This is a genomic window from Desulfosporosinus shakirovi, assembly GCF_020595055.1.
Taxonomy (GTDB): domain Bacteria; phylum Bacillota; class Desulfitobacteriia; order Desulfitobacteriales; family Desulfitobacteriaceae; genus Desulfosporosinus; species Desulfosporosinus shakirovi.
The window spans coordinates 1-22,501 of record NZ_JAJDOO010000026.1 but is presented as its reverse complement, the minus strand read 5'-3'; the positions used below and the strand labels follow the sequence as shown (position 1 = coordinate 22,501).

Here is a 22,501-nt window from a genome sequence, read left to right as displayed (position 1 = left end):
CCAAATTCTCTTTAATTAGGTTAATATACTAAAAGAAAACCTACTAACCTACTTAATTCGTTATCTATTTATCTGGCACCTATGTCGAAAACCACAAAAAAAAGGGCTCTTCCCTATGGAAAATCCCATTAACATTCCACCATGAAGGTGGAGAAACAACTTAATTTCACTCTTCGGCATCCATTTTATAAATGTGTAACCCAATGTAGAGATTCAACAAATGATCGATTCGGCGCAAATCGCAGCCACAAACCTGTTGGACTATTTTCAAACGGTTTCGCAAGGTATTTTCATGTATGTAAAGGGTATTGGCACATTTCGAAACCTGACAATGGCAATCAAAATAGGTCTGCAGCGTAGATATAAGGTCAGTTTCCTTTTCCTTATCATACAAAAGAAGTGCACCTAGATTCGATTGAAAGAAATCCTTTAATTCTCGAGCAGGTTGAGTTAAAACGAATTTGAGAACTCTCATGTCCTCAAAATGACAAATTGTACCCTTTTTAAATATACGTCCCAGTTCCAAAGCGACTTTGGCTTCCTGATAACTTTTGTAAAGATCCGTCACCGTTTCTACCGTGGAACCCACGCCCAACTTAACCGCCTTAATCCCTGAACCTTCTAACCGTCTCAAGAATTCATAAAGAAACTTATCAAGATTGTCTCTCGCCGTAGGTTTTTTTAAGTGCTCCAAAGAAAGGATTATAATCATTTGATCGTTGATGAGTGCATAAATAGGAATCTGCCGGTTAAAAAGTCTTGGGCCAAGCTCCCGAGCAATCTTTAGTTTACTTGGGTCCATTTCAACAACAGCGACTGCTAAGGGGCCCTGAAACTTCCAACCCCATAAATGTGCTTTTTCATAGATACTGGTCTTTGATTCATAATCATTGTACAATACGTCACGAATGAATTCATCCTGATACAGTTCATGCTCATTGCTTTTTTCCCATATACTTTTTAGGGCCAAGGAAAATGCCAGGCTTGCTGACCATAGGGATTCCTTCTTCGAACCTTCAAGATCCCAGGCTTCAACAAACACGATCAAGTAACCAAGCACACGACTGTTCACATAGATCGGCAAGAAACAATACTTCAGTAGGCGTTCTTCTTCTTCAAATTGACCATAGTGAAGATCGATTTCCGCAAAATCTCTTGAATTTTGTTTCGGAGGACTCGTATTAAGATTTACTGGGACAGGGAAAAATTCCCCAACCTTAGGTCCTGTGCCGATTGGATCATGAAAGGCGAGAACTCTATTTACCCCATTGGTTACAAGCACCGGACCGCCCATTTCCTGTGCCAGCAGCAGAGTCAAATAGGGGATATCTTTTCCTTGTGCCAAACTAGAAATTAATCCGTAGAAGAACTTATTTCTTTCGTCCTTCGGATTCACTCTCTTCCGCCCTCTCTTGGAACCCTCCTAGGAAAAATCTGTTTACCCATCCTACAGCAACATAGCGGACCGAAGGTTGAATAATCTGAATTCTTGGAAGTCCTGGTAAAGTTCATTTTTGTCTAAATCCATCCCATTAACATGCTCAGGATCTATTCTGTGTCTCTCATTTTTCTGTAATTATATGTATTATGCTCATAATACTTTGCAATTTTTTATAGATTCGACATACATTCACCCAGCACCTGTGTTGAAACTCACAATAAAAAGAGGTTCTCCACTTTGGAAAACCCCTTTTTATTCTGTCACGAAAGTAAAGAACTCCTAATCTAAACTAATAATATTTTCCGAATAAACCTTTTCATGTCTTTCAAAGAAAAGATGACTTTTTTAGTTCTCGAATTCACTCTCTTCCGCCCTCTCTTGGAACCCTCCTGCGAAAAATCTGTTGCCCCATCGCGACAGCAACATAACGGACGGAAGGTTGAGTAATCTCAATTCTTGGCATTCCCGGTAACCTTCGTTTTAAGTCTAAAGCCATCCCCTTAACATCTTCGGCGTCTATAACTTTCAGGGCCCCGACAGGGCAGGAGGCAACACAATAGGGGCTTTCATGATCCTCTATTTTTCCGTAACACATATCACATTTAATCACTTTTCCGTTCAAAGGGTTAATGATCGGAGCTCCGAAAGGACAACTACCCAGGCATGTGCCGCAACCCGTACATTTAGCCTGGTCAAATACAACGACCCCGTTCCTTAGTTTTCGATAGGCACCCTCCGAACAGAGACGAAAACATTCAGGATTGGCACAATGGTGACAGGAAGTGGAAATATAGTACTTAATAATTTGCGCTGGGCCTGAAAGCTCTACAAGTTCAACCTTACGCAAAAAGACCCCCGGGGGTAAACCGTGTTGAACTGCACAGGCTATTTGACAAGTTTTACACCCGAGACAACGATTTGGATCAACTAAAAATATTTTTTGGTTAATCATTTAATAACCTTATATAGATTTACATAACTTTGGTGGAAGGAAAATCCTTTTACCCCCATAATAACATCACCCAAATCATTTTCTGCCAAAGGAACAAGCGTGTTCAAGCCATCTCCTCCAGACTCCGCTCCAACGTAAGCCACGACCACCTCCGGTGGAACACTGGGAGTAAGATAGGCTTCAAAACCGAGCTCACCCAGCTGGTTGTAAAGCTTTACTTTATCTCCTGTAACGATATTTTTCAATCGGCCGATTTCTGGATTAATCAAGATAACCGATGAATTCTCCAGGCTCTTTAAACGCGCCGAATTTCCAAATTGTGAATTGAGCAAAAAGCTGCTTCGTCTACTTATAAGCCGAAAAGGATATACCTTCGAAGATCCCGGCACCGCAGAAGGGTTTAAAAAGGGTGGAGTTCCTTGAACCTTACTATACTCAAGAGGGAATTCATACTTGCCTGAGGGAGTTAGAAATAGCTTATCCTGCCAAGGCACCGGTGCTAAATTTACCCGCTGATATCCACCGGCGAGTTCAAGGTAATGATCTATTCCTAACAAGGGATAGAGCTTTTGCATCTCCAGATCTAACCATTCTGCAGCTTCACGTTCTACCGGAAACCTGCTAAAACCAGGTGTCATACGATTCAATACCGCTGCTAATTCTCTTATAATCTGGAAATCTGATTTACACTCACCCACAGGCTCAATGGCTTTTTCATTGACTGCCGTTCCATAGTGCCAGCATGAAATGACAATGTCCTCGGCTTCAAAGGGAGTTGTGACGGGCAAAAAATAATCAGCAAATTGAGCAGTCTGAGTCATAAATAAATCAGCAACCACAATCGTCGGAATTTCTCGAAACCCTTGTTTAACCTTATCTGAATCCGGATCCTGGCTCGCGGGATTTCGACCGGCTACCCAGAGCAATTGAATTGGGGGGTCCAGTGTCCTGAGGGATGCCACCCCCCCTGTCCCTAGTCTACGATGCTCTAAAAGCTCTTTCTTGTCTTGACTATTCCAGGCCTCTGTAGCGCTTAGATCAGTAAATACGCTTGGGAAATCCCCTATATCCTTACTAAAGTAATGGACATTACCCCCGGCAATTCCGATGTTGCCCGTCAGAGCCGGCAGTACATTAATTAAGCGGTAATTTTGCCCCCCGGTTGGAGTATGTTGTCCACCACATCCCAACCAAAGGGTAGCGGGTTTATGGCCCCCATAAATCCGGGCCAGTTCAGTGATTTCAGACACTGGTATTCCTGTTCTTGAGGCTAGATCCTTTAAATCCAGTCTCTTAAGTAACGAACGAAATTCCGGCCAACCCTTCGTATAGTTCTCTAAGAAAGAACGATCAAGGAGATCCTCTTCCAATAAAACTTTAGCAATTCCCAAAGCCAAATCTCCGTCTGTTCCGGGATTAATTTGGAAATATAAATCACTCCTTGCAGCAGTTGCCGTAAAGATCGGGTCAACAACCACGATCATAGCCCCTCTTGCCTGGGCCTCAAAAACGTAACGCATCTGATGCAGGGAAGTGACTGCAGGATTTCCACCCCATATGATAATCAATTGAGAATTAAGCATGTCTTCTGGGGCAGGCTTTTTACAAGAGCCATAACTTAACCTCAAAGCGTCACTTCCGGCAGATTCGCAAGGTGAACCGATGATCTTCGTAATTAACCCTATACTGTTAAAAAAGCCTTCTACACTTCGGTTAAGTACACCCTTGGTGCCTAAAGATTGGTCAAGGCAAACCGGCCATAAATTCCCCTGTTCGTCTTTAATGCGGATAATAATCTTGGCAATTTCTGTTAGGGCCTGTTCCCAGGAAATTCTCTGCCAGGAATTCGTTCCTTTTCCGATTTGTTTCATAGGGTATATGACCCGCTCCGGTGAATAAACACTCTCTAATAATGTATAACCCTTGGCACATAATCTTCCTAAGGTATAGAGGTCATGGGGATCCCCTTTAACTTCAGTAAGTATCCCATTTTGCACGTGTGTTTTTAATCTGCAACTCGCCGGACAAAGGCCGGAACAAACATTATTATATATCGTAGGCATCAATGATTCATTCCTTACTTTGTACTTTCTGTCTGGCTTGAAGCTGTCGAGAACACAGAAGAGTTCATAGAAATATGGGTACGATTGATTAAATGTCTCTGGATAATATGCGGGTCTGATACTAAAAAAAGACGTTTTGGCAACGTCTTTACTCAAATTCGGTTATCCATAAATGTCTTCAATTCAATCTTAAATTCTAACCATACAATAATCACAGGGTCTGTCAGTTTTTTTAACTCATTCCATTTTGAGATATCTTTTCAGGAGACGCGATAAAGATTACCTTCCTTTTCAAGGTATTGTGTAAATGAGTCGTCCCTATCTAAATTGATCAAATCCACAGGACGACTTAATGTAGTCAATAATTTCCCTAACAACGTAAAATAATTTTCAGGTAAACATCCTTTTATAGCAATATCTATATCAGAATCTTCCCTGTAAGTATCCGTAACCAATGAGCCGAAAATGAATATCTCTTTGCATCCGGCATTCTTAAGGATCTCGATTGCAGAGTATATATCTTTTTGAAATTCCTCCGGAAGCCTTGAGAGAAACTCGCTCATATAAATGACTCCCAATTTTTTACTTTAACACTTATATTGTAACATGATTTCAGATGCTTGTCAGGAGGATTTGTTAAAGAAGCCATTTGATCCAAGCGTGAGACTCCCACTTTCTACAAGTGGGAGTGGTACCCCGGATCTGCTTCGGTGGGGGTAGAGTCCACCGAAGACTCGATGTTCTACTTTAGTTGAACGAGTTCACTATCTTCACCTCTCTCCAGAGGTAAGGTAAACCGAAAGATCGCGCCGCCTGTCTTTTTATTGGCTGCTTCCATTTTTCCGTGATGCGCCCTAATGATGGACATGCAGATGGTTAGGCCGATTCCCATACCTCTTGAAGAATCTGAACTTCGCTGCCCATTGGGGATATAGCTCTCAAATAAATAGGGAAAATCCTGTTCGGCAATTCCTTTGCCGCTATCGATTACCTCAAACACTGCATGGCCCCCGCTGTTTTCCACTTTCACCTCAATCACAGAGTCCTCTGGTGAATGCTTGATGGCATTTTCGATAAGGTTAATCAGGACCTGTTCAATAAGTGTACCGTCCATGGGAACCATCAACAGTTCATCGGGAACCTTTACGGATATTTTTCGATCCAAAAACCTTTTTCGGATGCGGCTGATGGCTTCCGCCACGATTTCCTCTACAGCTTCAGGTGCTTTTGCGACATTCATTGTACCTTCATTGATACGCGTGACGGAGAGGAGATTTTCAACCATGCGGATAAGCCACTGAGAGTCCTCTTTAATATGTGTAACCAATTTATCATGGGTCTGCAGGTCCAGACGGTTTTCAAGAATGGCAGAGCTGGCACCCAAAATACCCGTAAGAGGAGTACGCAAGTCATGCGAAATCGCACGCAGCAGATTACTTCTCATTTTTTCCTTTTCAGATTCCAGTAATATTCGGCGTTGTTCATCCGATAAATACTGGCGTTCCAAGGCCATTGCCACCTGTGAAGCAATCATTCGTAAAAACGAGCGGTTACTTTGGCTGAGGTTTCCCTTGGTACAGGATAAGCCAATCACACCAAGAACATTACCCTGTGAGATCACGGGCATATAAAAAGCGCCTGCGCCCATGAGGGTATCCGTGCCCGCACCCGCTCGCTTTTTGTTAATAAATACCCAATGAGCAACTGCGCGCTCATCTTCCGTTAACATGAAAGAAGCGTCGGTATCTGAAGGCGGTTGCATTAAGGCTCCTGTCGAGCTATTTCCAGGATCCTGGGTGTAAAAAATTACTGAACGGACAAAGAGCTTTGTAATATATTCATTCGTCAAGGCTACGATATTTTTAAGTCCCCTGGTTACGAGCAGCTTTTTATTGATTTCATATAACACTTCTGTACGGTGCTCTCTTTCCACTGCAAGCCGCGCCTGTATTTTAATGCGGACGGTCAACGCGCTTGTAATAAATGCCACGAGGAACATGATGACAAAGGTAATCGGATAACCTGGTTGTATTGTATTAAGTGTATAATACGGGACAGTAAAAAAGAAATTAAATGCAATCACACTTAATACAGAGGCTACAATGCCATAAAAGTATCCCATAGTAATCCTTGAAACAAGCAATACGGATAGGATGTACACCATAATAATATTATGGTCACCGATATCCAGAGAACGCAGACCCATGGAAAGCAAGGTAGCTGCCGTCAAAAGGCCGCTGGTTTTAAGCGTATCATACCATGACAGAAACAGATTTTTCCTAGTCTGCTTCCTTCTTGGCTTCCGATATGGATTTTGCGCGGGATCGCCTGGAATGATATGAATTTCAATACTTGACAGCAGGGAAATGAGCTTATCCTCAAGATTCATTTCAAATATGTTCTTCAGGCTTTTTCTATTCCTGCTTTTTCCTATGACAATATTAGTGATTCCGGAAAGTTTTGCATATTCCGCGACAACAGTAGCCACGTCATGCCCATTGAGGGTCACGATCTCGGCCCCTAATCGTGCAGCCAGATCCAAATTAGCCCGAATGTAATTATTTTCGCTTTCCGTAAAATACTGGCTTTCCATATTCTCCACATAAACCGCTATCCATGGAGCATGAAATGCTTCGGCGGTTCTTGCCGTCCAACGAATACATTTTGCGGAAGATGGCGAGGTACTGATGCAAACAAGCAGCTTAATGCTGGCCATCTTTTCAGCCATGCACCGCTCGTTCTGATTATCATGGCTAATCCTGTCCGCCGCTTTCCTCATGGCAATTTCACGCAGAAGCCGCAGATTTTCCTTGGTAAAAAAATTGTTTAGAGCTGTTTCAGCCCGTTCCGGTCGGTAAATCTTTCCTCTCTCAAAACGCCTTAATAATTCATCCGGTTCAATATCTATCAATTTCACCTGGTCAGCGCTGTCAAACATATAATCAGGAACGGTTTCCCGCACATTTATTTTTGTGATATCCTGCACCACATCATTCAGGCTCTCGATATGCTGAACGTTAATTGTTGTGTAGACGTCAATACCTGCATTGAGAAGCTCCTCTATATCCTGATATCGTTTTTTGTTGCGCACTCCATCAACATTGGAGTGCGCAAGTTCATCAACCAATATCAGTTGAGCCTTTCTTTTGAGAGCCGCGTCTAAATCGAATTCTTTAAGTTGAATAGTTTTATGCGCCACAACCTTTGGTGGCAATACTGGCAATCCATCAAGCAATTGCATCGTTTCAGGCCGAGTATGCGGTTCTACATACCCGACAACCACATCAATGCCACTTTTCAATTGTTCTCTGGCATCATCAAGCATAGCGTAAGTTTTTCCAACACCTGCAGCGTAACCAAAGAAAATTTTCAGTTTTCCTGTTTCTCGTGATTCACTAGAACGAATACCTTCTAAGAGAATGTCCGGATTCGGTCGCTCTTTATCATAATTTACCATAAAATCACCCTCTTAAGTATTTCAGTATATTCGTTCTAAAGCAAGCTATCAAGCCCCAGATTTACCTTCAGAACATTTACCGCCGGTTCGCCCCAAAAGCCCAGAAATCTTCCTGTAGTATTTTTATTAATTATTTCTCTTACCGCGTCTTCACGGATACCTCTTTCCCTTGCGATGCGGGCAATCTGATATTCAGCAGCCTCCGGCGTAATATTAGGATCAACGCCGCTGCCGGATGCGGTCACCAAGTCCATAGGAATATCCGCAGTATTATTTGGATCAAGGGCATGCCACCAATCGATCCGTTCCTTCACAAGCTTTTCCTGTTCTTCTCCGACAGGGGACAGATTTGTCGTACCCATGGGTCTTCCGATCATATATTCAGGTTTTGTAAATTCTTGCGCGATCAATGCGGAGCCAAAATCTTTCTTAGTTCCATCGTTTAATGTCACGCTAATGATACTGCCATTAGCCTGCTTGGGAAACACCGCTTGTGCAATTCCGGTCACAACACCGGGGTAAATGACACCGCAGAGTAAAGTCATCACAACAAAGCATAAAATCGCAGGTCTAAACACTTTTATAATCTTACTCATATCCATCCTCCTCACACAATGCCGCAGGCGGTCAGCAACATATCAATCAGTTTAATTGCCACAAAGGGTGCGGCAATCCCTCCCAATCCATAAACCAGCATATTCTGTTGGAGTAGCTTTCCAGCCGACATTTCACGATACTTAACACCCTTCAGTGCCAAAGGAATCAGGGCAATAATAATCAGCGCATTGTAGATAATAGCCGAAAGTATAGCACTTGTAGTGCTGGTAAGACCCATAATGTTAAGCGCTGTCAATTGAGGAAAGATACCGAAAAAAAGCACCGGGATGATGGCGAAATACTTTGCTACATCATTTGCCACACTAAACGTAGTCAGTGATCCTCTGGTCATTAAAAGCTGCTTTCCAATCCTCACAATGTCAATGAGCTTGGTGGGACTTGAATCCAAATCCACCATGTTTCCCGCTTCCTTGGCGGCCTGGGTTCCCGTGTTCATCGCCACTGCCACATCTGCCTGAGCAAGTGCCGGAGCGTCGTTGGTACCGTCACCGGTCATGGCCACAAGATGCCCTTTCGCCTGATAATCCCGAATCAATTTCAGTTTGGCTTCCGGTGTTGCTTCGGCGAGAAAATCATCTACGCCCGCCTCCGCCGCAATTGAGGCAGCTGTCATTGGATTATCTCCGGTTATCATGATTGTCTTAATGCCCATTTTTCGCAAATCTTCAAACCGTTCTTTAACGCCGTTCTTGACAATATCCTTCAGATAAATAACGCCCAAGATAATGTTGTTTTTAGCAACCACAAGAGGAGTCCCGCCTTCACCGGCAACCCGTTCGACGGCCCTCTCGCATTCCTCAGGATAATCACCGCCTTTGTCAATTACAAAAGTCTTTATCGCATCGGCAGCACCCTTGCGAATTTCATTGCCCTGATAATCGATGCCACTCATTCTTGTATTGGCCGTAAATCCAACAAAGGTTGCGCCAAGCTTGGATAGATCGCGGCCCCTGATGCCGAAGCGCTCTTTGGCGAGTATTACAATGCTTCTGCCTTCGGGAGTTTCGTCCGCTAGGGAGGAAAGCTGTGCGGCATCGGCAAGCTCCTGCTCTGTTACCCCTTTTAATGAGATGAATTCACTGGCCTGCCTGTTTCCAAGTGTAATAGTACCTGTCTTATCCAATAAGAGCACATCCACATCACCCGCCGCTTCGATAGCGCGGCCGCTCATGGCCAACACATTGGCCTGATTCAAGCGACTCATACCTGCAATGCCGATGGAGGAAAGGAGTGCCCCGATGGTTGTCGGTGCCAGACATACAAGCAAGGCGATCACATTTGTAACAGAAATTGCCGAGCCTGCTCCTGCCTGACTGCTGGCGAAACCTGAGAAAGGCAACAGTGTCGCGGTTACCACAAGGAAAATAACAGTGAGGGTTACAAGCAGTATCTGAAGTGCTATTTCATTCGGGGTTTTCTTTCTGGAGGCTCCCTCCACCATAGCGATCATTTTATCAAGAAAACTATTTCCCGGCTCAGCAGTGACCCGGAGGATCAGCCAATCGGAAACCAGGGTTGTACCTCCGGTAACTGCGCTTCTGTCGCCTCCGGATTCACGGATGACCGGAGCGGATTCACCGGTAATGGCGCTTTCATCCACGGACGCAGCTCCTTCAATTACCTCACCATCCATCGGTATCTGTTCACCTGCTTTTACAAAGACGATGTCCCCTTTTTTCAGATTGCTGGATATTATCTCGGTATGGTCTTCGATATTGGATGCTGATTTTAGCTTTTTAGCTTTAACATCCTTTCGAGCGCTCCTAAGGCTGTCGGCCTGCGCACGTCCGCGTCCCTCCGCAATGGCTTCCGCAAAATCGGCGAACAATACCGTGAACCACAATATAAGGGATATAGTAAGGATATATCCTGAATTCTCATCCTTGATTCCTGTCAATGATAGTATATACAAAGCAGCTGTAAGGATAGCCCCTATATACACTACCAGCATGACAGGATTTTTAACCTGTACGCGAGGCGCAAGCTTTATAAAGGACTGGCGTATCGCGTCTCTGAAGATACTTTTGTTGAAACTTTTTTCTAACATATCTTATCCCCTCATTCTAGTGATTTGTAAAATAATCCGCTACCGGGCCAAGGGTTAAGGCGGGCAAAAAGCTAAGGGCTCCGATAATAAATATTACGGCAATCAACAGCCCGACGAACATGGTATTGGTGGTTGACAGCGTTCCTTCGCCGGCAGCCACTGTCTTCTTCTGGGCAAGATTCCCTGCCAGAAAAATTGCCGCCACCATTGGAATAAAGCGAACCAATAGCATGATAATCCCACCTGTGAGATTGGTAAATATCGTGTTCGCGTTAAACCCTGCAAAAGCACTTCCGTTGTTGTTGCCCATGGATGAAAAGCCATATAGAATCTCCGAAAATCCGTGAGCACCGGAATTTGTCAACCATGACGCTGCGTCGGGCATTATAACGGCAGCAGCCGTACCAAGGAGCGTTAACAGCGGAGGAGTCAAAACAATCAGACACACCATTTTCATGTCAAAGGGTTCAACCTTTTTGCCTAAATATTCGGGCGTCCGGCCAACCATTAATCCGGCAATAAATACCGTGAGCAGGACAAAAGCCAGCATCCCGTAAAGTCCGCTCCCAACTCCTCCGAAGACAATTTCACCAAGTTGCATCAGGAACATGAGGGCCATCCCACCGAGGGGAGTAAAGCTATCATGCATGGAGTTTACCGAACCATTGGAAGCCGCAGTAGTTGCCGTCGCCCATAATGCCGATGTTCCCATGCCGTGAATGACTTCTTTTCCTTCTATACTGGCCGATGCTGTTACCCCCGCAAAGCCCGGAGCGGCAAATTGTTCACTGACTGTTACAGCTACAAGGGAAAGCACAAATATAATCATCATGGCACTATAGATTGATCTGCCTTGCTTACTGTCCTTTACCGCTTTTCCAAAAGAGACACAAAGCGCCGCTGGAATCAGCAAGATGGACAAAAGCTGTATCAAGTTGGAGAGCTGCGTCGGATTCTCCAGGGGAAAAGCTGAGTTGACACCGAAAAATCCACCGCCATTTGTTCCAAGCTGCTTAATCGCGATCTGGCTTGCCGCCGGACCTAAGGGTATGGTCTGAACAGCTCCGCCTTCCAGCGTCACAACATCCTTATAGGGACTGAAAGTCTGTACCACGCCCTGAGATGCAATCAGAATCGCGACAATTAATGAAAGCGGAATCAAAATATAGAGTGTTGTTTTCGTCAAATCCACCCAAAAGTTTCCGACGGTAGTTTTCTTTTTGAGAATAAATCCTCTGATTAAGACAAACAATACGGCAATTCCTGCCGCTGCCGACACGAAATTCTGGACGGTAAGTCCCAAGGCCTGTGACAGATAGGCCAACGCAGATTCGCCGGAATAAGCCTGCCAATTTGTATTTGAAACGAAGCTTGCAGATGTGTTGAACGCCAAATGCCAGCTTGTTCCTTCAATACCTTCGGGGTTTAGAGGCAAAAATGCTTGCAACATTTGCAGCCCCCAGAGAAAAATAAGACATATGACACTGAAGACGATTACCGCCAAAGCGTATTGTTTCGCCCCCATCTCCTCATCGTCACGAACCCCCATAATTTTATAGATTCCCTTCTCAACGGGAGAAAACACAGGGGTTAAAAACACCTTTTGCCCGGTCATAACCTTATACATATAAATGCCCAAGGGAATGGAAAGCCCAATCAATAGGACCAAATAGAGTATATCCTCTAAGACAATATGGCTCATAATTCCTCACCTCTAAATAAAACATAGAATAGATAAATGAGCAACGCCAGGGCAATGAGCGCTGAAATCGCTAAAACTGCTCCCATTTTTATCAACTCCTTACCATATATGTCCATGCATTTTATACGTTACTCTACCCATTGGAACATTTTGCAAGAAACGTGGTTTCTGGCATTTTGACTACCCACTAGCACTTCGTTTTATTGGCTCCTTTTTCTTAAATGTCCAATATTCTTGTTGTCAAACTCAAGGACATAATTTGTTACCTCTTCCCTTTCGGGCTGGTCGCCAAAATCCGGGTTCATATCCCTAGGACTGTAGTAGAACGATGTTATTCTCTCTAAATTTCTGCTTGCCGGTTTATAGGTCGGGTCAAGTGCATAAGCGGCCCGGTAGTGGTTACCAGCTAAGCTCAAGTCTCCTGTAAACTCGGCAAGTACACCATAAAGATTGTGAACTTCAGGAGCGTTATTATTTTCATTCTCTAACATTGCATATTTGAGATACTCCTGTGCGGTAACATAATCCTTTGCTTGCAAGGCACTTACAGCCTGTTCAATTTTTTTTTCAAAAGAACCACGTACACCTGTGCCGACTTTCATCAATTTCACCTCGAATCAGCTTAATAAATTAATTTCTACAATTCATAGTTTGACAGAAAACCTATAAAGACAGTGTTAAGAACAACATGACTGGTATAAGTATTGTGTAAAGATTTTTAGACAAAAAAAGAAAGGGCTGCCCTGAAAACATTCAAGGTATCCCTTAGATCAAACTATCTTTTTTCATCTATTCGTCTATTTCGTCTATTTCGTCTATTCGTCCGCCAGTCGATATCCCACACCAACTTCTGTTAGAATATATCTTGGCTGAGCAGGTTCCTTTTCGATTTTTCTGCGAATATTCGCCATAAATACCCGAAGTGATTGTGTATCATTTCCCGAAAATGCACCCCAAATTTCATCTAGTATAAATTTATGAGTTAATACTCTTCCCGGATATTTGGCCATTAACGCCATCAGTCGATACTCCATAGGTGTCAGATGTATTTCATCATCGGCAAGAAAAACACGGCGTTTTTCATAGTCAATTTTTAAGTCGCCAATTAAAAATACGGCAGGAGATTGATTTTCAGGTTGACTGCGTTGATTTGAATGTCTAAGTGCTACTCTGATCCGGGCCAACAGCTCCACCACACTAAAAGGCTTTGTCAAATAGTCATCTGCACCGCTGTCCAAGGCTTCAACCTTTTCTCGTTCATGCCCACGCGCCGATACCACAATGATGGCGGCTTTAGTAAGCGGCCTTACCATGGCAATCACATCAAGGCCATCAATGTCCGGAAGTCCCAGATCTATAATTATAATATCCGGATTATGAGCGGAAACTAGGGAAACGGCTGTTTTACCATGTTGGGTATCAATACACTTGTAGCCCTGTGCTTCAAGGGATACACACATAAAATTACGAATAGGCTTTTCGTCCTCAATAACTAGAATTCGCGGTTTGTTATCCATTAATATCATTCCTTCAAAAGGTACTATGAATTTGAATGTTGCACACACATTGTCTTTTCATGAATACAACCACATTATATACTATAATAATTAAGAAGGAACCTCTAGGTTCCACGTTAGATCACCACTTGGATCTTGGATGAGAGCACGGACTAAACAGCAATATCCACCCACTGCATCTTATCGTTGAACAGATATCTACTCGCTTCTTCTTTGTTGGTGGCGGAGAGTTGGCGGACAAAGCGATTCCAATCGCTGGCATAATTTTTATTTACCCACGAACTGTGATGGGCAGAGCATCATGTCGGCTGCATAGGCGACATTAACCGCGCCTTCATGCCAGGCGTCGGTTCAACCTCAACTCCTCAAAACCTTCTCCATTGGCTTGCCCTTTGCCAATTTGTCAAGCCAACGGATTTTCTGCATAAGCGGGTCATCGATTTTCTCTACGCGAACACCGCAGACTACTCTCGTATTTTATCGGCGTTCGGGTTGATCTGCGGGGCTTTGCAAAAGAAGGTTTCGTAATCGACATTCTTCACAATTTGCGCTTGCAAACCAGAATTATCATACCCCGTTAGCCAGCAAATCACAGCATCAACCTCGAATTTAGTGCGTTCTTTGCGCTCCGCCTCCCCCGTTCATTTCTACGTCATTGTACCAACGCAAAATAAACGGGGGATAAATTGAATATAAACCAATGTAAACTCAGTCTGAAACAGGGAGGCTGACCGTAAACGTCGATCCTTTCCCAATCTCGCTTTCCAGCGTCACTTTGCCGCCATGCAGCTCCACAATCTTCCGCACCATCGACAAGCCAAGACCATTCCCGCCGATGGTACGGTCGCGGGATTTATCGACCTTGTAAAAACGTTCAAAAATATGGAGTTGATCTTCCGGCGCGATTCCCACGCCGGTATCAGCCATAGTACAGGATATTTTTTCCGTGTCTCTCGTCAGGGCAATGTGAATTGTGCCGCCCTCGGTTGTAAACTTGATGGCATTGTGCATAAGGTTAATCCACATTTGCGAAAGAAGTTCCTCATCTGCGTAAATAGTTACCTTGTCAAGCTCAGCTTCAAGTAGCAAGTTTTTTTTCGACCATTGCGGTTCAAGTAAAATAGAGATGTTTTGTAGTTGTTTGTCTAAGCGAAATTTTGTCAGCGAGAGGGAAGTGACGCCGATGTCTAATGAAGAGAGTTTTAACAGATTAGCGGAGAGCTTAGACAGCCGTTTGCTTTCCACTTGGATTATTTGGATGTAATGCATTCGCTCGGCGTGGGTGAGGGCATCGTTTTCCAAAAGCGCTGCATATCCGCTGATAGACGTTAGGGGGGACTGTATCTCATGGGAAACATCGGCGACAAAATTTTGCCGCAATGTTTCCATAGACCCCAAACCTTGGGCTATTATATTGATGCGTTCGGTAAGTTCATCTAAAAATCCATGATTGTCTTTTTCAATTTGCACGTTAAAATTCCCCTGGGCCATATTTTCCAGAGCATCAAACATGCCAGCTATCCATTTGTCTTCTTTATAAGGCTTGAGCGAAAACGCTGCCCAAAGAAATAATAGTCCGATGAATCCGGAAATGATATACCGTAATAATTCAGGCGGCTGCCCCGTTACCTTGAAAAGTAGTGCGGCTATAAAATAGCCAACGGTAAAAGCGCAGGCAATGAGGATAAAGGAATTCAAAGCGAAGTGTAATTTTGCCTTCAAGCCCTTTATCACGAAACCACTTCCAGTCGATATCCCAAACCACGCACCGCTGTGATTTTGAAATGATGCCGGTCCGGCGGGAAGCGGTCACGCAGACGGTTGACATGAACATCCAGTGTGCGTTCGTTACCCTCAAAGTCATAGCCCCAAATATCCTCTATAAGATCCCCGCGAGAAAGTATTTTACCTCGTGAGCGGGCCAGTTTATAGAGAAGCTCAAATTCTTTCATGGGTATATCACCTATACAGCTGTTATCCACATGAATTGTGTGGCTGCCCTTATCAATTGTCAGATTGCCTATTTGTATAATTTCCGACGCTAGAATTTTATAGCGCCGCAGCAATGCTTTTACTCTAATGATAAGCTCCACCGCTTCAAACGGCTTGGTGAGGTAATCGTCTGTTCCAAGCTCATACCCTTTAACTTTTTGCATTATGTCGTCCATCGCGGTCAGCATAAGGATTGGCATATCTTCATAAGACTGCCGAAGATGGCGACATAGCTCAAACCCATCCATATTGGGCATCATAATGTCAATAATGCAAAGCTCTGGATTCACCTCGGTCATTTTTTTAAGAGCCTCCCGCCCGTCAGATGCTTCAAAGGCGAGAAACCCCTCGTTTTTCAATACAGTACATACAAGTTCACGGATGTTTTGGTCATCATCCACCAACAGAATTTTATTCAATTTCTATCACCACCTGTCTGATATTATAACCCGCCAATGTAAACAGAGAATAAATCAATACAATCTCTCATCATTTTTTCATTCCGATTTCAACCAAGCATCTATCGACTTTTCTTTATCCTTTGGGATAGCCCAAACACGGCTGAAACGAATCACACCGTATACGGTTTAACGAACCATTTTCCACTCTTTCCAAGGCTTTACAAGAGTAAAAGAATAGTTTCCGCATACTGTAGAGTAGAAATCATAGTAAATATCAATTCTATTTTCAACATCAATTTCATTAACAAGCCATCCTCTGAGGGAAGAATTTTTTTAGATCGCTCTGATCGTAGTTAGGTATCATTAGTCAATGATATGAGTATAATGCAAAAAGTACACTATGTACATTCCGTACTTTTTGCATTATACTTGGAGGTGAGGAGAGGATGTTTATGCAAGCATTATTGAGCGCAACAGAGGTTAGAGCTAACTTTGGAGGCTTTATAGACGATGTAGTTCACCAAAAGCCCCAAGTAGTTAAGCGAAATCGCGATGTTATTGTGGCTTTGTCACAAAGCTATTTAAAAGATACATTATCCATTTATGAATTTACAATCGAATTTGATCAGGATGAAGATGGTCGTTATGCTGGTAGTATCGAGCAGATTCCCGATATTATTGCCGATGGTGCCACTTTAGATGAATTACGAAATGAATTAGCTGATCACCTTATCGAATATGCCAAAGATTACTATGCCGACTTTAGCCGTTATTACAATAGCACCAATCGCCGATCCCACGCCAACTATATCCTTCGAGTGTTGCTAGAAGATGATCTTGAAGCAGTGGTAAATATGTTACATGGCTAGTTGGAGCGATTTAGAATATTACCTAAAAAAGCATGGATGGAAGTTACTTCGGCAAGACGGCAGAGATAAAATCTACGAAAAAGCTATGTCCGATGGATCAATTCGTAGGACGGCGGTTTCAAAATCAACTGGTGAAATCGGCAAAGGATTATTCAGTCGGATTCTAAAACAGCAACTCGGAATTAATAAAGAAGAATTTAATTCCAAATGAGAAAGAAACTCTGCTTACTTATCAGTGAGTAGAGTTTCTTTGGATAAATTCCTCCCACTCATCTTCCTGAATTCCCAGCAGGAGAATGGCCTGGTAGTAAGTCAAATTCGTCAGCGCTGACGAATTTGACCTCCGGGGACCCGTTGCCGAAATTAACTTTAACCCAGGGCAAAGTTGCCCATGCTAATCTGCCGCCTTGATTCCATCAGTACGGTATCAAAGACCAGAACGATTATGGCAATATTTTCTCAAAGTAAAGCTCCGGCAAAACAATTCTAACCTCACGCTCAGTGTTTTCTTTCTGCCAGTAGACAATAAATCTTATTTTGGCTGTTTTCGGCACATAATTATTATGCCTCAGTGACCCTATTTGTGTTAAAAATTGTTTGGAGAATCTGACAACGGCTTGTCCCTTGGAATTACTACAGCCATTCTCGTCAAAAGCAAGGAAATCCCCACTATTCAGCTCCTTAATCAAATGCGGATAGTATAGGAAAAAATCCAACTGAACATCCCGATGGGATAATTGCATAACCAATTCCGGGGGTGGCAGATAGGTTTGGGAATCAAGAACCACCTGCATCCCCTCGGTTTTAATGGAATCCAAATAGCTCCCGTTATCGTAAAGAGTAAGATTGTGTTTTGCCCTGGTCATCCCAACATAAAGCTGACGTTTCCCCTCGTTCGTTCCAGGGTTGAATTGGTCCAACATCAGAAAGACATTGTCAAACTCCCGGCCTTTGGCCTTGTGAATAGTTGACACAAAAATCGTTTCCTTATTTTCGCCAATGAAATCTTCCAGCACGGATTCGCGGATAAAGATCTCCAGGTCAGACTTATACTTATACTTCGGATTCGCCGCCTCAAACTCTTGGATCAGATTAAGACAGCTCTCTAAATTCAGGCTGCTGCTAAACTGCCCTGCCAGTTTCCTTTTAGCAGTTTCCCAAAGATCATCCTGGATAATGTAAACATCGTCCGCCAAATTGAGGCGGCTCAGAAAATACCGAATTTCCAACAGGTTATAGAGATTAAACCCTTCATTGGACTGGATCAGTTTGGCCTGCCTGCCGTTCTTGATGAGCAGTCCGGCAATCTGTAAAGCGTCCTCATTCTTCTTCGTCAAAACACAGGTGCTTCCGGTCAGCTCTTCCGCGAGGATGTCCTGGACTAACGGAGTAATCAAATGACGGCTTCGATAACGGACCCGTTTAAGCTTGCCATTGTCACTCTGGACAGCCATAATGGGCGTCTGCTTTAAGCGGTTCGGAATGCGCCTTAAAAACTGATTGGTAAAATCGACGAGATTGCGCTTGCTCCGGTAGTTTTCAACCAGTTCAACCATTACGGCATCTGGTTCCGTAATCAGATTCTCCATATATTTGGAACTTGCGCCCCTGAATTCAAAAATATTCTGGTCATCATCTCCAACGGCAATGATCCGCATCCCCTCGTTCTGTTCCATCAAAGCCTTGACCAAGGCAAATTCATGGGCATCCATGTCCTGTGCTTCATCAATGACCAAGACCGTTTTCGTAATCCTGCCCGGTTCTACTTGTCCGTTCTTGATCCGCTTAATCGTTTCCAGAATGATCTCGGCTGACTTTTCCAGGGATCCCACTCTGCCCAATAAGTCAAAACAGTAGGAATGAAAGGTTTTGATCTCGATGAAGTGGGCGGGATTGCCGATCAGCTTTAACAAACGCTGCTTGAATTCCGTAGCAGCCGATCTGGAAAATGTCACCATCAGCAATTGCTCGTGCTTGACATCTTCCATTAACAACAGAGATGCCAACTTATGCACCAGAATCCGCGTCTTACCGCTTCCCGGTCCGGCGGCGACGACAATGGTTTTCGACTCCTTGTCATTGATGATTTTAAGTTGGGTCGGTGATAATTCGCCAAACAGCTGTTTGAACTTTGAGGGTGTAATGTTTCGTTTGATTTCGTCCTGACGGCTGCCCGGAAAATATTTATGCAGAAAGGATAGGTAATTCAACTTAAAATAATCATCAACAAATTGCAGGGCCTCTTGATAATTCCTGATCATTTTCCGGGCATATTCGCCAACAATATGGATTTGCTGGACTTTGTTCTGGTAATACTGTTCCAGTCTCTGGTAATCCTCTACTTTGTAACGCTTTTTATTGTCCTTCTCCAGACGTTCAATCGTCAGCGCATTATAAACCACCATAAAGCCGCCCTCTATCTTCAAGGCTTCGATTCTGGAAAGATGGAAAAGTGCATCTTCAATCTCTTCCGTCGTCGCGCTGCTCCGAAAGAGAGTGGATCTCTGGGCATATTTATCTTTTAATTCCAAAACAGAAAAAGCAACCGGCACTTCCTCCTGACTGCTTTCCTCCGTACCGGAGTCTGCTTTGCTTAGCTCATACAGTTCATCTAAAATAAATTGGGCGATATCATTGCGTTTTTCCAGCTTTGCTGTCAAGGTTTCTGTGTCAAAAAGCGTAAGAACGGCAAGATGGTTTTTAGAATGGGGTGTCGTCTGTCGTTTGATCCAGTTTTTGATCACCCAAAGATTCAGAATGGTTTTGATCTTATTGGGCGAGACATCTTCACAGGCCGACGCTTCAGCCTGCTCATTCAGCTCCTTGAGGTGAATGATTTTTTCCTCATCGCTGATTATGGTGAGGAGGAATTTTTCGATTTGCCCATAGGTCTTCAGGATACTCAGGGAATTTTTCTTACTATCCTTTTTCTTGATAAAGGCATTCAGGTCTTGAGAATCCGCTAAAATCTTTTCATCCCGCAAAAGACTGACAATCTGGATGACTTCCTCTTTCACAATACCCAAATGATCGGAGATATAATCGACCCTTGCTTCCGCCACTTCATCACCGGAGCGTCCTTTGCTTTTACTGGAAATCAGCTTCTTAATAATCCTCGTGGCCTGTTCCTTTTGTTGATCACTAAAACGACTGGAACTGTAAATCTTCTGAATGGCCTCTTCGGCATTTTTGGCCAAAATACTGTTCGCGTAGAGTCTCGGGCTATTTTGACCTCTTTTCAGATAACCTGCGTTTTCCAAGGCAGCAATCGCCGTGGTCACTCTGGTACCAATGTCCATGATACTATCATCCCAACCGGCCTTGCGGGCAATCTCTAAGGTGGATTGGGATGCCTTGGCCCGTGATCTGGTGATATCTTTAACAGCCTTCCAGATCTGTTGGATTTCCTGGATACTCAGCTTGGTCTGATTCAACATCTCAAAATGCTTACTCAGGTCATCGTCATTAAACAGCACAAAACAGGCGGCCGAAATAGTTTCGTCCCGTCCTGCTCTTCCTGCCTCCTGTATGTAATTTTCCAAGGAATCGGAGATGTCGTAATGAATGACCAAACCAACATCTTTCTTATCCACCCCCATGCCAAAAGCAGAGGTGGCTACCATGATCTGAATCTCTCCCCGCATAAAGAGATCCTGATTTTCGGTTTTCTCCTGATTGTCCATCTGACCATGGTAGGCTCTGGCCAGATAACCGTCTTGGCTTAATCGTTGCGCCAATCCTTCTGCTTTACGGGTACGTGAGACATAAATGATCGACGGACAATTCTTTGCTTCGATCATATTCCTAAGGGTGTTGTACTTGTCCTCCTCATCATGCTTCTCGAACACCTCATAATGAAGATTGGTTCTGGAGGCGTTGGAACTAAAAACTTCCAAATCCAGAGATAACTTTTCCTTGAAATAAGCCCGAATATCTTCGATCACCTTCTGCTTGGCTGTCGCCGTAAAACAAGAAACAGGGATCCCTTCCTGAAGACTTTTCTTTTCCTGATAGCTTTTAATAAAGTCCCCGATATATAAATAGTCCACCCGGAAATCCTGACCCCAGGATGAAAAGCAGTGAGCTTCATCGATCACGAAACGGACCACATTTCTCCCTAAAAGCAAACGTTCAATGGTCCTGGAACGCAACGATTCCGGCGATATATAAAGAATAGAGGCTGAACCATTTTCTACTCGTTCCAAAGCTTTGGCTCTTTCGATGGGGTCCAGCAAACCATTAATCGTCACCCCATCTGTGATATTCAATTTTTCCAGGTTATCCACCTGGTCTTTCATCAAGGACTGCAAAGGGGAGATGACCACGGTCAGCCCCTTGGTATTGATCCCGCTCATTAAGGCCGGTACTTGAAAGGTAATAGACTTCCCGCCACCGGTAGGAAAGATGGCCAACAGAGATTTGTTGTCAACGGCGGCTTGGACGGCCTTCTCCTGTAAAGGTTCCCCGGCATAGGTTCGGTAATCATCAAAGCCAAAGAAACGTTTCAACCCTTGATGAACGTCAAGCGCCTGATCGCAATACCCACAGCCTGTCAGGCACGGGTTGCTTCTTAATAAAAACATGATCCGCTCTACTGCCGGATAGTTCTTCAAAACCCAGGGTGGGGTAATGGAATACCGGTTATCCGTATTGATCAGCGCCAGACAGTAGGATAGTTCGATGGGATAGTCTACGATTATCATGGCCTGATCACTGTTTGCACAGATTTGGGAATGAAACTTTTCACGAATTACTTGTTCGAGATTGATAGTATCTACTTGGTAGCCAAGAAAATGAAAGAAGGAAAAAAACTCCCTTTGGTCTCTCAAGAGCTGATAATAGATTTGTTTTAAACCGGCATCTGCCTGCTGAAAAGCTGCAATCTCATCAAAGAAAAGGTCTTTGGCTTTGATGGAATCATTCAGCGGATTGTTGGTGTCTTCTGTTTGCAGCTTATCGTCCTTGAGCAGCTTATGATAAGGTTTAGCTGGGAAAAGAAGCGGCGAAAGAAACAGCGTATCAATGATATTTGGATCATCAAGGCCAGCATCAATGAGGGCCTTGCGAATGTACTTCAAATCATGGTTGAGGATATTGTGACCGCAAACATATTCCGACCCATAGAGAAACTTGGCGAAGTCAACCATCGAATTGGAGTGAAACGAACTGCCAACGCCCTTGATACCGCCGATATCAAGTATCTTTCCACTTTTCGGTTCAATTTCGGTATCGATAAAGACGATGGGTTTCAGGTTCGTTTCCCTCCTTTAAAGACTTGGTGGTGTAGCGAATGATGAAGAGTTTAACCTGATAAATGCTGTAATCAAAATTTACATTCCCAATTTGGGCTAGGAATCCCAAGGGAAAGGTGCATTAGAAGCAGATAATTAGGGTTTGCTAAATTCTCATAAAAGCTAGATACCAGAAGGGTTTGAGGTCATG

General features: G+C 43.7%; 16 protein-coding genes and 2 pseudogenes. 2 read left to right on the top strand and 16 right to left on the bottom strand.

Translation table 11 applies throughout. From position 1 onward, the window contains the following. Positions 1–166 precede the first annotated feature (166 nt). The 14 genes and pseudogenes from LJE72_RS18630 to LJE72_RS18565 form a co-directional block, all read right to left on the bottom strand. Positions 167–1,396, bottom strand: coding sequence for a PucR family transcriptional regulator (locus LJE72_RS18630; protein WP_229249501.1), 1,230 nt, complete (start codon positions 1,394–1,396; stop codon positions 167–169). A 403-nt stretch (positions 1,397–1,799) separates the two neighbouring features. Beyond that, positions 1,800–2,393: a 4Fe-4S dicluster domain-containing protein gene (locus tag LJE72_RS18625; RefSeq protein WP_229249500.1), complete on the bottom strand. Its 594-nt coding sequence runs from the start codon at positions 2,391–2,393 to the stop codon at positions 1,800–1,802. Then, positions 2,390–4,456, bottom strand: a complete 2,067-nt coding sequence (locus LJE72_RS18620) for a molybdopterin-dependent oxidoreductase (protein WP_229249499.1) — start codon at positions 4,454–4,456, stop codon at positions 2,390–2,392. Before LJE72_RS18620 ends, LJE72_RS18625 begins: the two co-directional genes overlap by 4 nt. A 260-nt stretch (positions 4,457–4,716) precedes the next feature. Continuing rightward, the gene (locus LJE72_RS18615) at positions 4,717–5,019 is read right to left on the bottom strand and encodes a nucleotidyltransferase family protein (RefSeq protein ID WP_229249498.1); all 303 of its coding nucleotides are present in this window, start codon (positions 5,017–5,019) and stop codon (positions 4,717–4,719) included. Between the two features lie 179 nt (positions 5,020–5,198). Then, complete coding sequence (locus LJE72_RS18610; RefSeq protein WP_229249497.1) at positions 5,199–7,913, bottom strand: sensor histidine kinase; 2,715 nt, start codon at positions 7,911–7,913, stop codon at positions 5,199–5,201. 35 nt (positions 7,914–7,948) lie between these two features. Beyond that, positions 7,949–8,509: a potassium-transporting ATPase subunit KdpC gene (kdpC, locus tag LJE72_RS18605; RefSeq protein ID WP_229249496.1), complete on the bottom strand. Its 561-nt coding sequence runs from the start codon at positions 8,507–8,509 to the stop codon at positions 7,949–7,951. A gap of 11 nt (positions 8,510–8,520) precedes the next feature. Beyond that, a complete protein-coding gene (gene kdpB, locus LJE72_RS18600) occupies positions 8,521–10,578 on the bottom strand; it encodes a potassium-transporting ATPase subunit KdpB (protein WP_229249495.1) in 2,058 nt (685 codons plus the stop codon). A gap of 16 nt (positions 10,579–10,594) precedes the next feature. Beyond that, entirely contained in the window at positions 10,595–12,280 is a 1,686-nt protein-coding gene (kdpA, locus tag LJE72_RS18595; RefSeq protein WP_229249494.1) for a potassium-transporting ATPase subunit KdpA, read from the bottom strand. Beyond that, positions 12,277–12,366 carry a K(+)-transporting ATPase subunit F gene (kdpF, locus tag LJE72_RS18590; protein WP_135552491.1) on the bottom strand — a complete coding sequence of 30 codons (90 nt, stop codon included), beginning with the start codon at positions 12,364–12,366 and terminating at the stop codon, positions 12,277–12,279. Before kdpF ends, kdpA begins: the two co-directional genes overlap by 4 nt. A gap of 114 nt (positions 12,367–12,480) precedes the next feature. Beyond that, positions 12,481–12,882, bottom strand: coding sequence for a tetratricopeptide repeat protein (locus tag LJE72_RS18585; RefSeq protein WP_229249493.1), 402 nt, complete (start codon positions 12,880–12,882; stop codon positions 12,481–12,483). A gap of 213 nt (positions 12,883–13,095) precedes the next feature. Beyond that, positions 13,096–13,797: a response regulator gene (locus LJE72_RS18580; RefSeq protein ID WP_229249492.1), complete on the bottom strand. Its 702-nt coding sequence runs from the start codon at positions 13,795–13,797 to the stop codon at positions 13,096–13,098. A 357-nt stretch (positions 13,798–14,154) separates the two neighbouring features. Further along, positions 14,155–14,432: pseudogene (locus LJE72_RS18575) on the bottom strand (DUF2200 family protein); the annotation flags it as partial. Positions 14,433–14,505: 73 nt separating this feature from the next. Beyond that, positions 14,506–15,531, bottom strand: coding sequence for a sensor histidine kinase (locus LJE72_RS18570; protein WP_229249491.1), 1,026 nt, complete (start codon positions 15,529–15,531; stop codon positions 14,506–14,508). Continuing rightward, the gene (locus LJE72_RS18565) at positions 15,528–16,208 is read right to left on the bottom strand and encodes a response regulator transcription factor (RefSeq protein ID WP_229249490.1); all 681 of its coding nucleotides are present in this window, start codon (positions 16,206–16,208) and stop codon (positions 15,528–15,530) included. Before LJE72_RS18565 ends, LJE72_RS18570 begins: the two co-directional genes overlap by 4 nt. A gap of 434 nt (positions 16,209–16,642) precedes the next feature. Between LJE72_RS18565 and LJE72_RS18560 the strand changes: the two genes are divergently transcribed. Next, positions 16,643–17,059 (top strand): hypothetical protein, encoded by a 417-nt coding sequence (locus LJE72_RS18560; RefSeq protein WP_229249489.1) that lies wholly within the window; start codon positions 16,643–16,645, stop codon positions 17,057–17,059. Beyond that, positions 17,052–17,270: a type II toxin-antitoxin system HicA family toxin gene (locus tag LJE72_RS18555; RefSeq protein WP_229249488.1), complete on the top strand. Its 219-nt coding sequence runs from the start codon at positions 17,052–17,054 to the stop codon at positions 17,268–17,270. The genes LJE72_RS18560 and LJE72_RS18555 overlap by 8 nt, the downstream gene beginning before the upstream one ends. A 42-nt stretch (positions 17,271–17,312) precedes the next feature. Here the strand turns inward: LJE72_RS18555 and LJE72_RS18550 are convergent. Further along, positions 17,313–17,402: pseudogene (locus LJE72_RS18550) on the bottom strand (DUF3102 domain-containing protein); the annotation flags it as partial. Between the two features lie 100 nt (positions 17,403–17,502). Then, the gene (locus LJE72_RS18545) at positions 17,503–22,206 is read right to left on the bottom strand and encodes a RecQ family ATP-dependent DNA helicase (RefSeq protein WP_396391448.1); all 4,704 of its coding nucleotides are present in this window, start codon (positions 22,204–22,206) and stop codon (positions 17,503–17,505) included. Between the last annotated feature and the right edge of the window lie 295 nt (positions 22,207–22,501).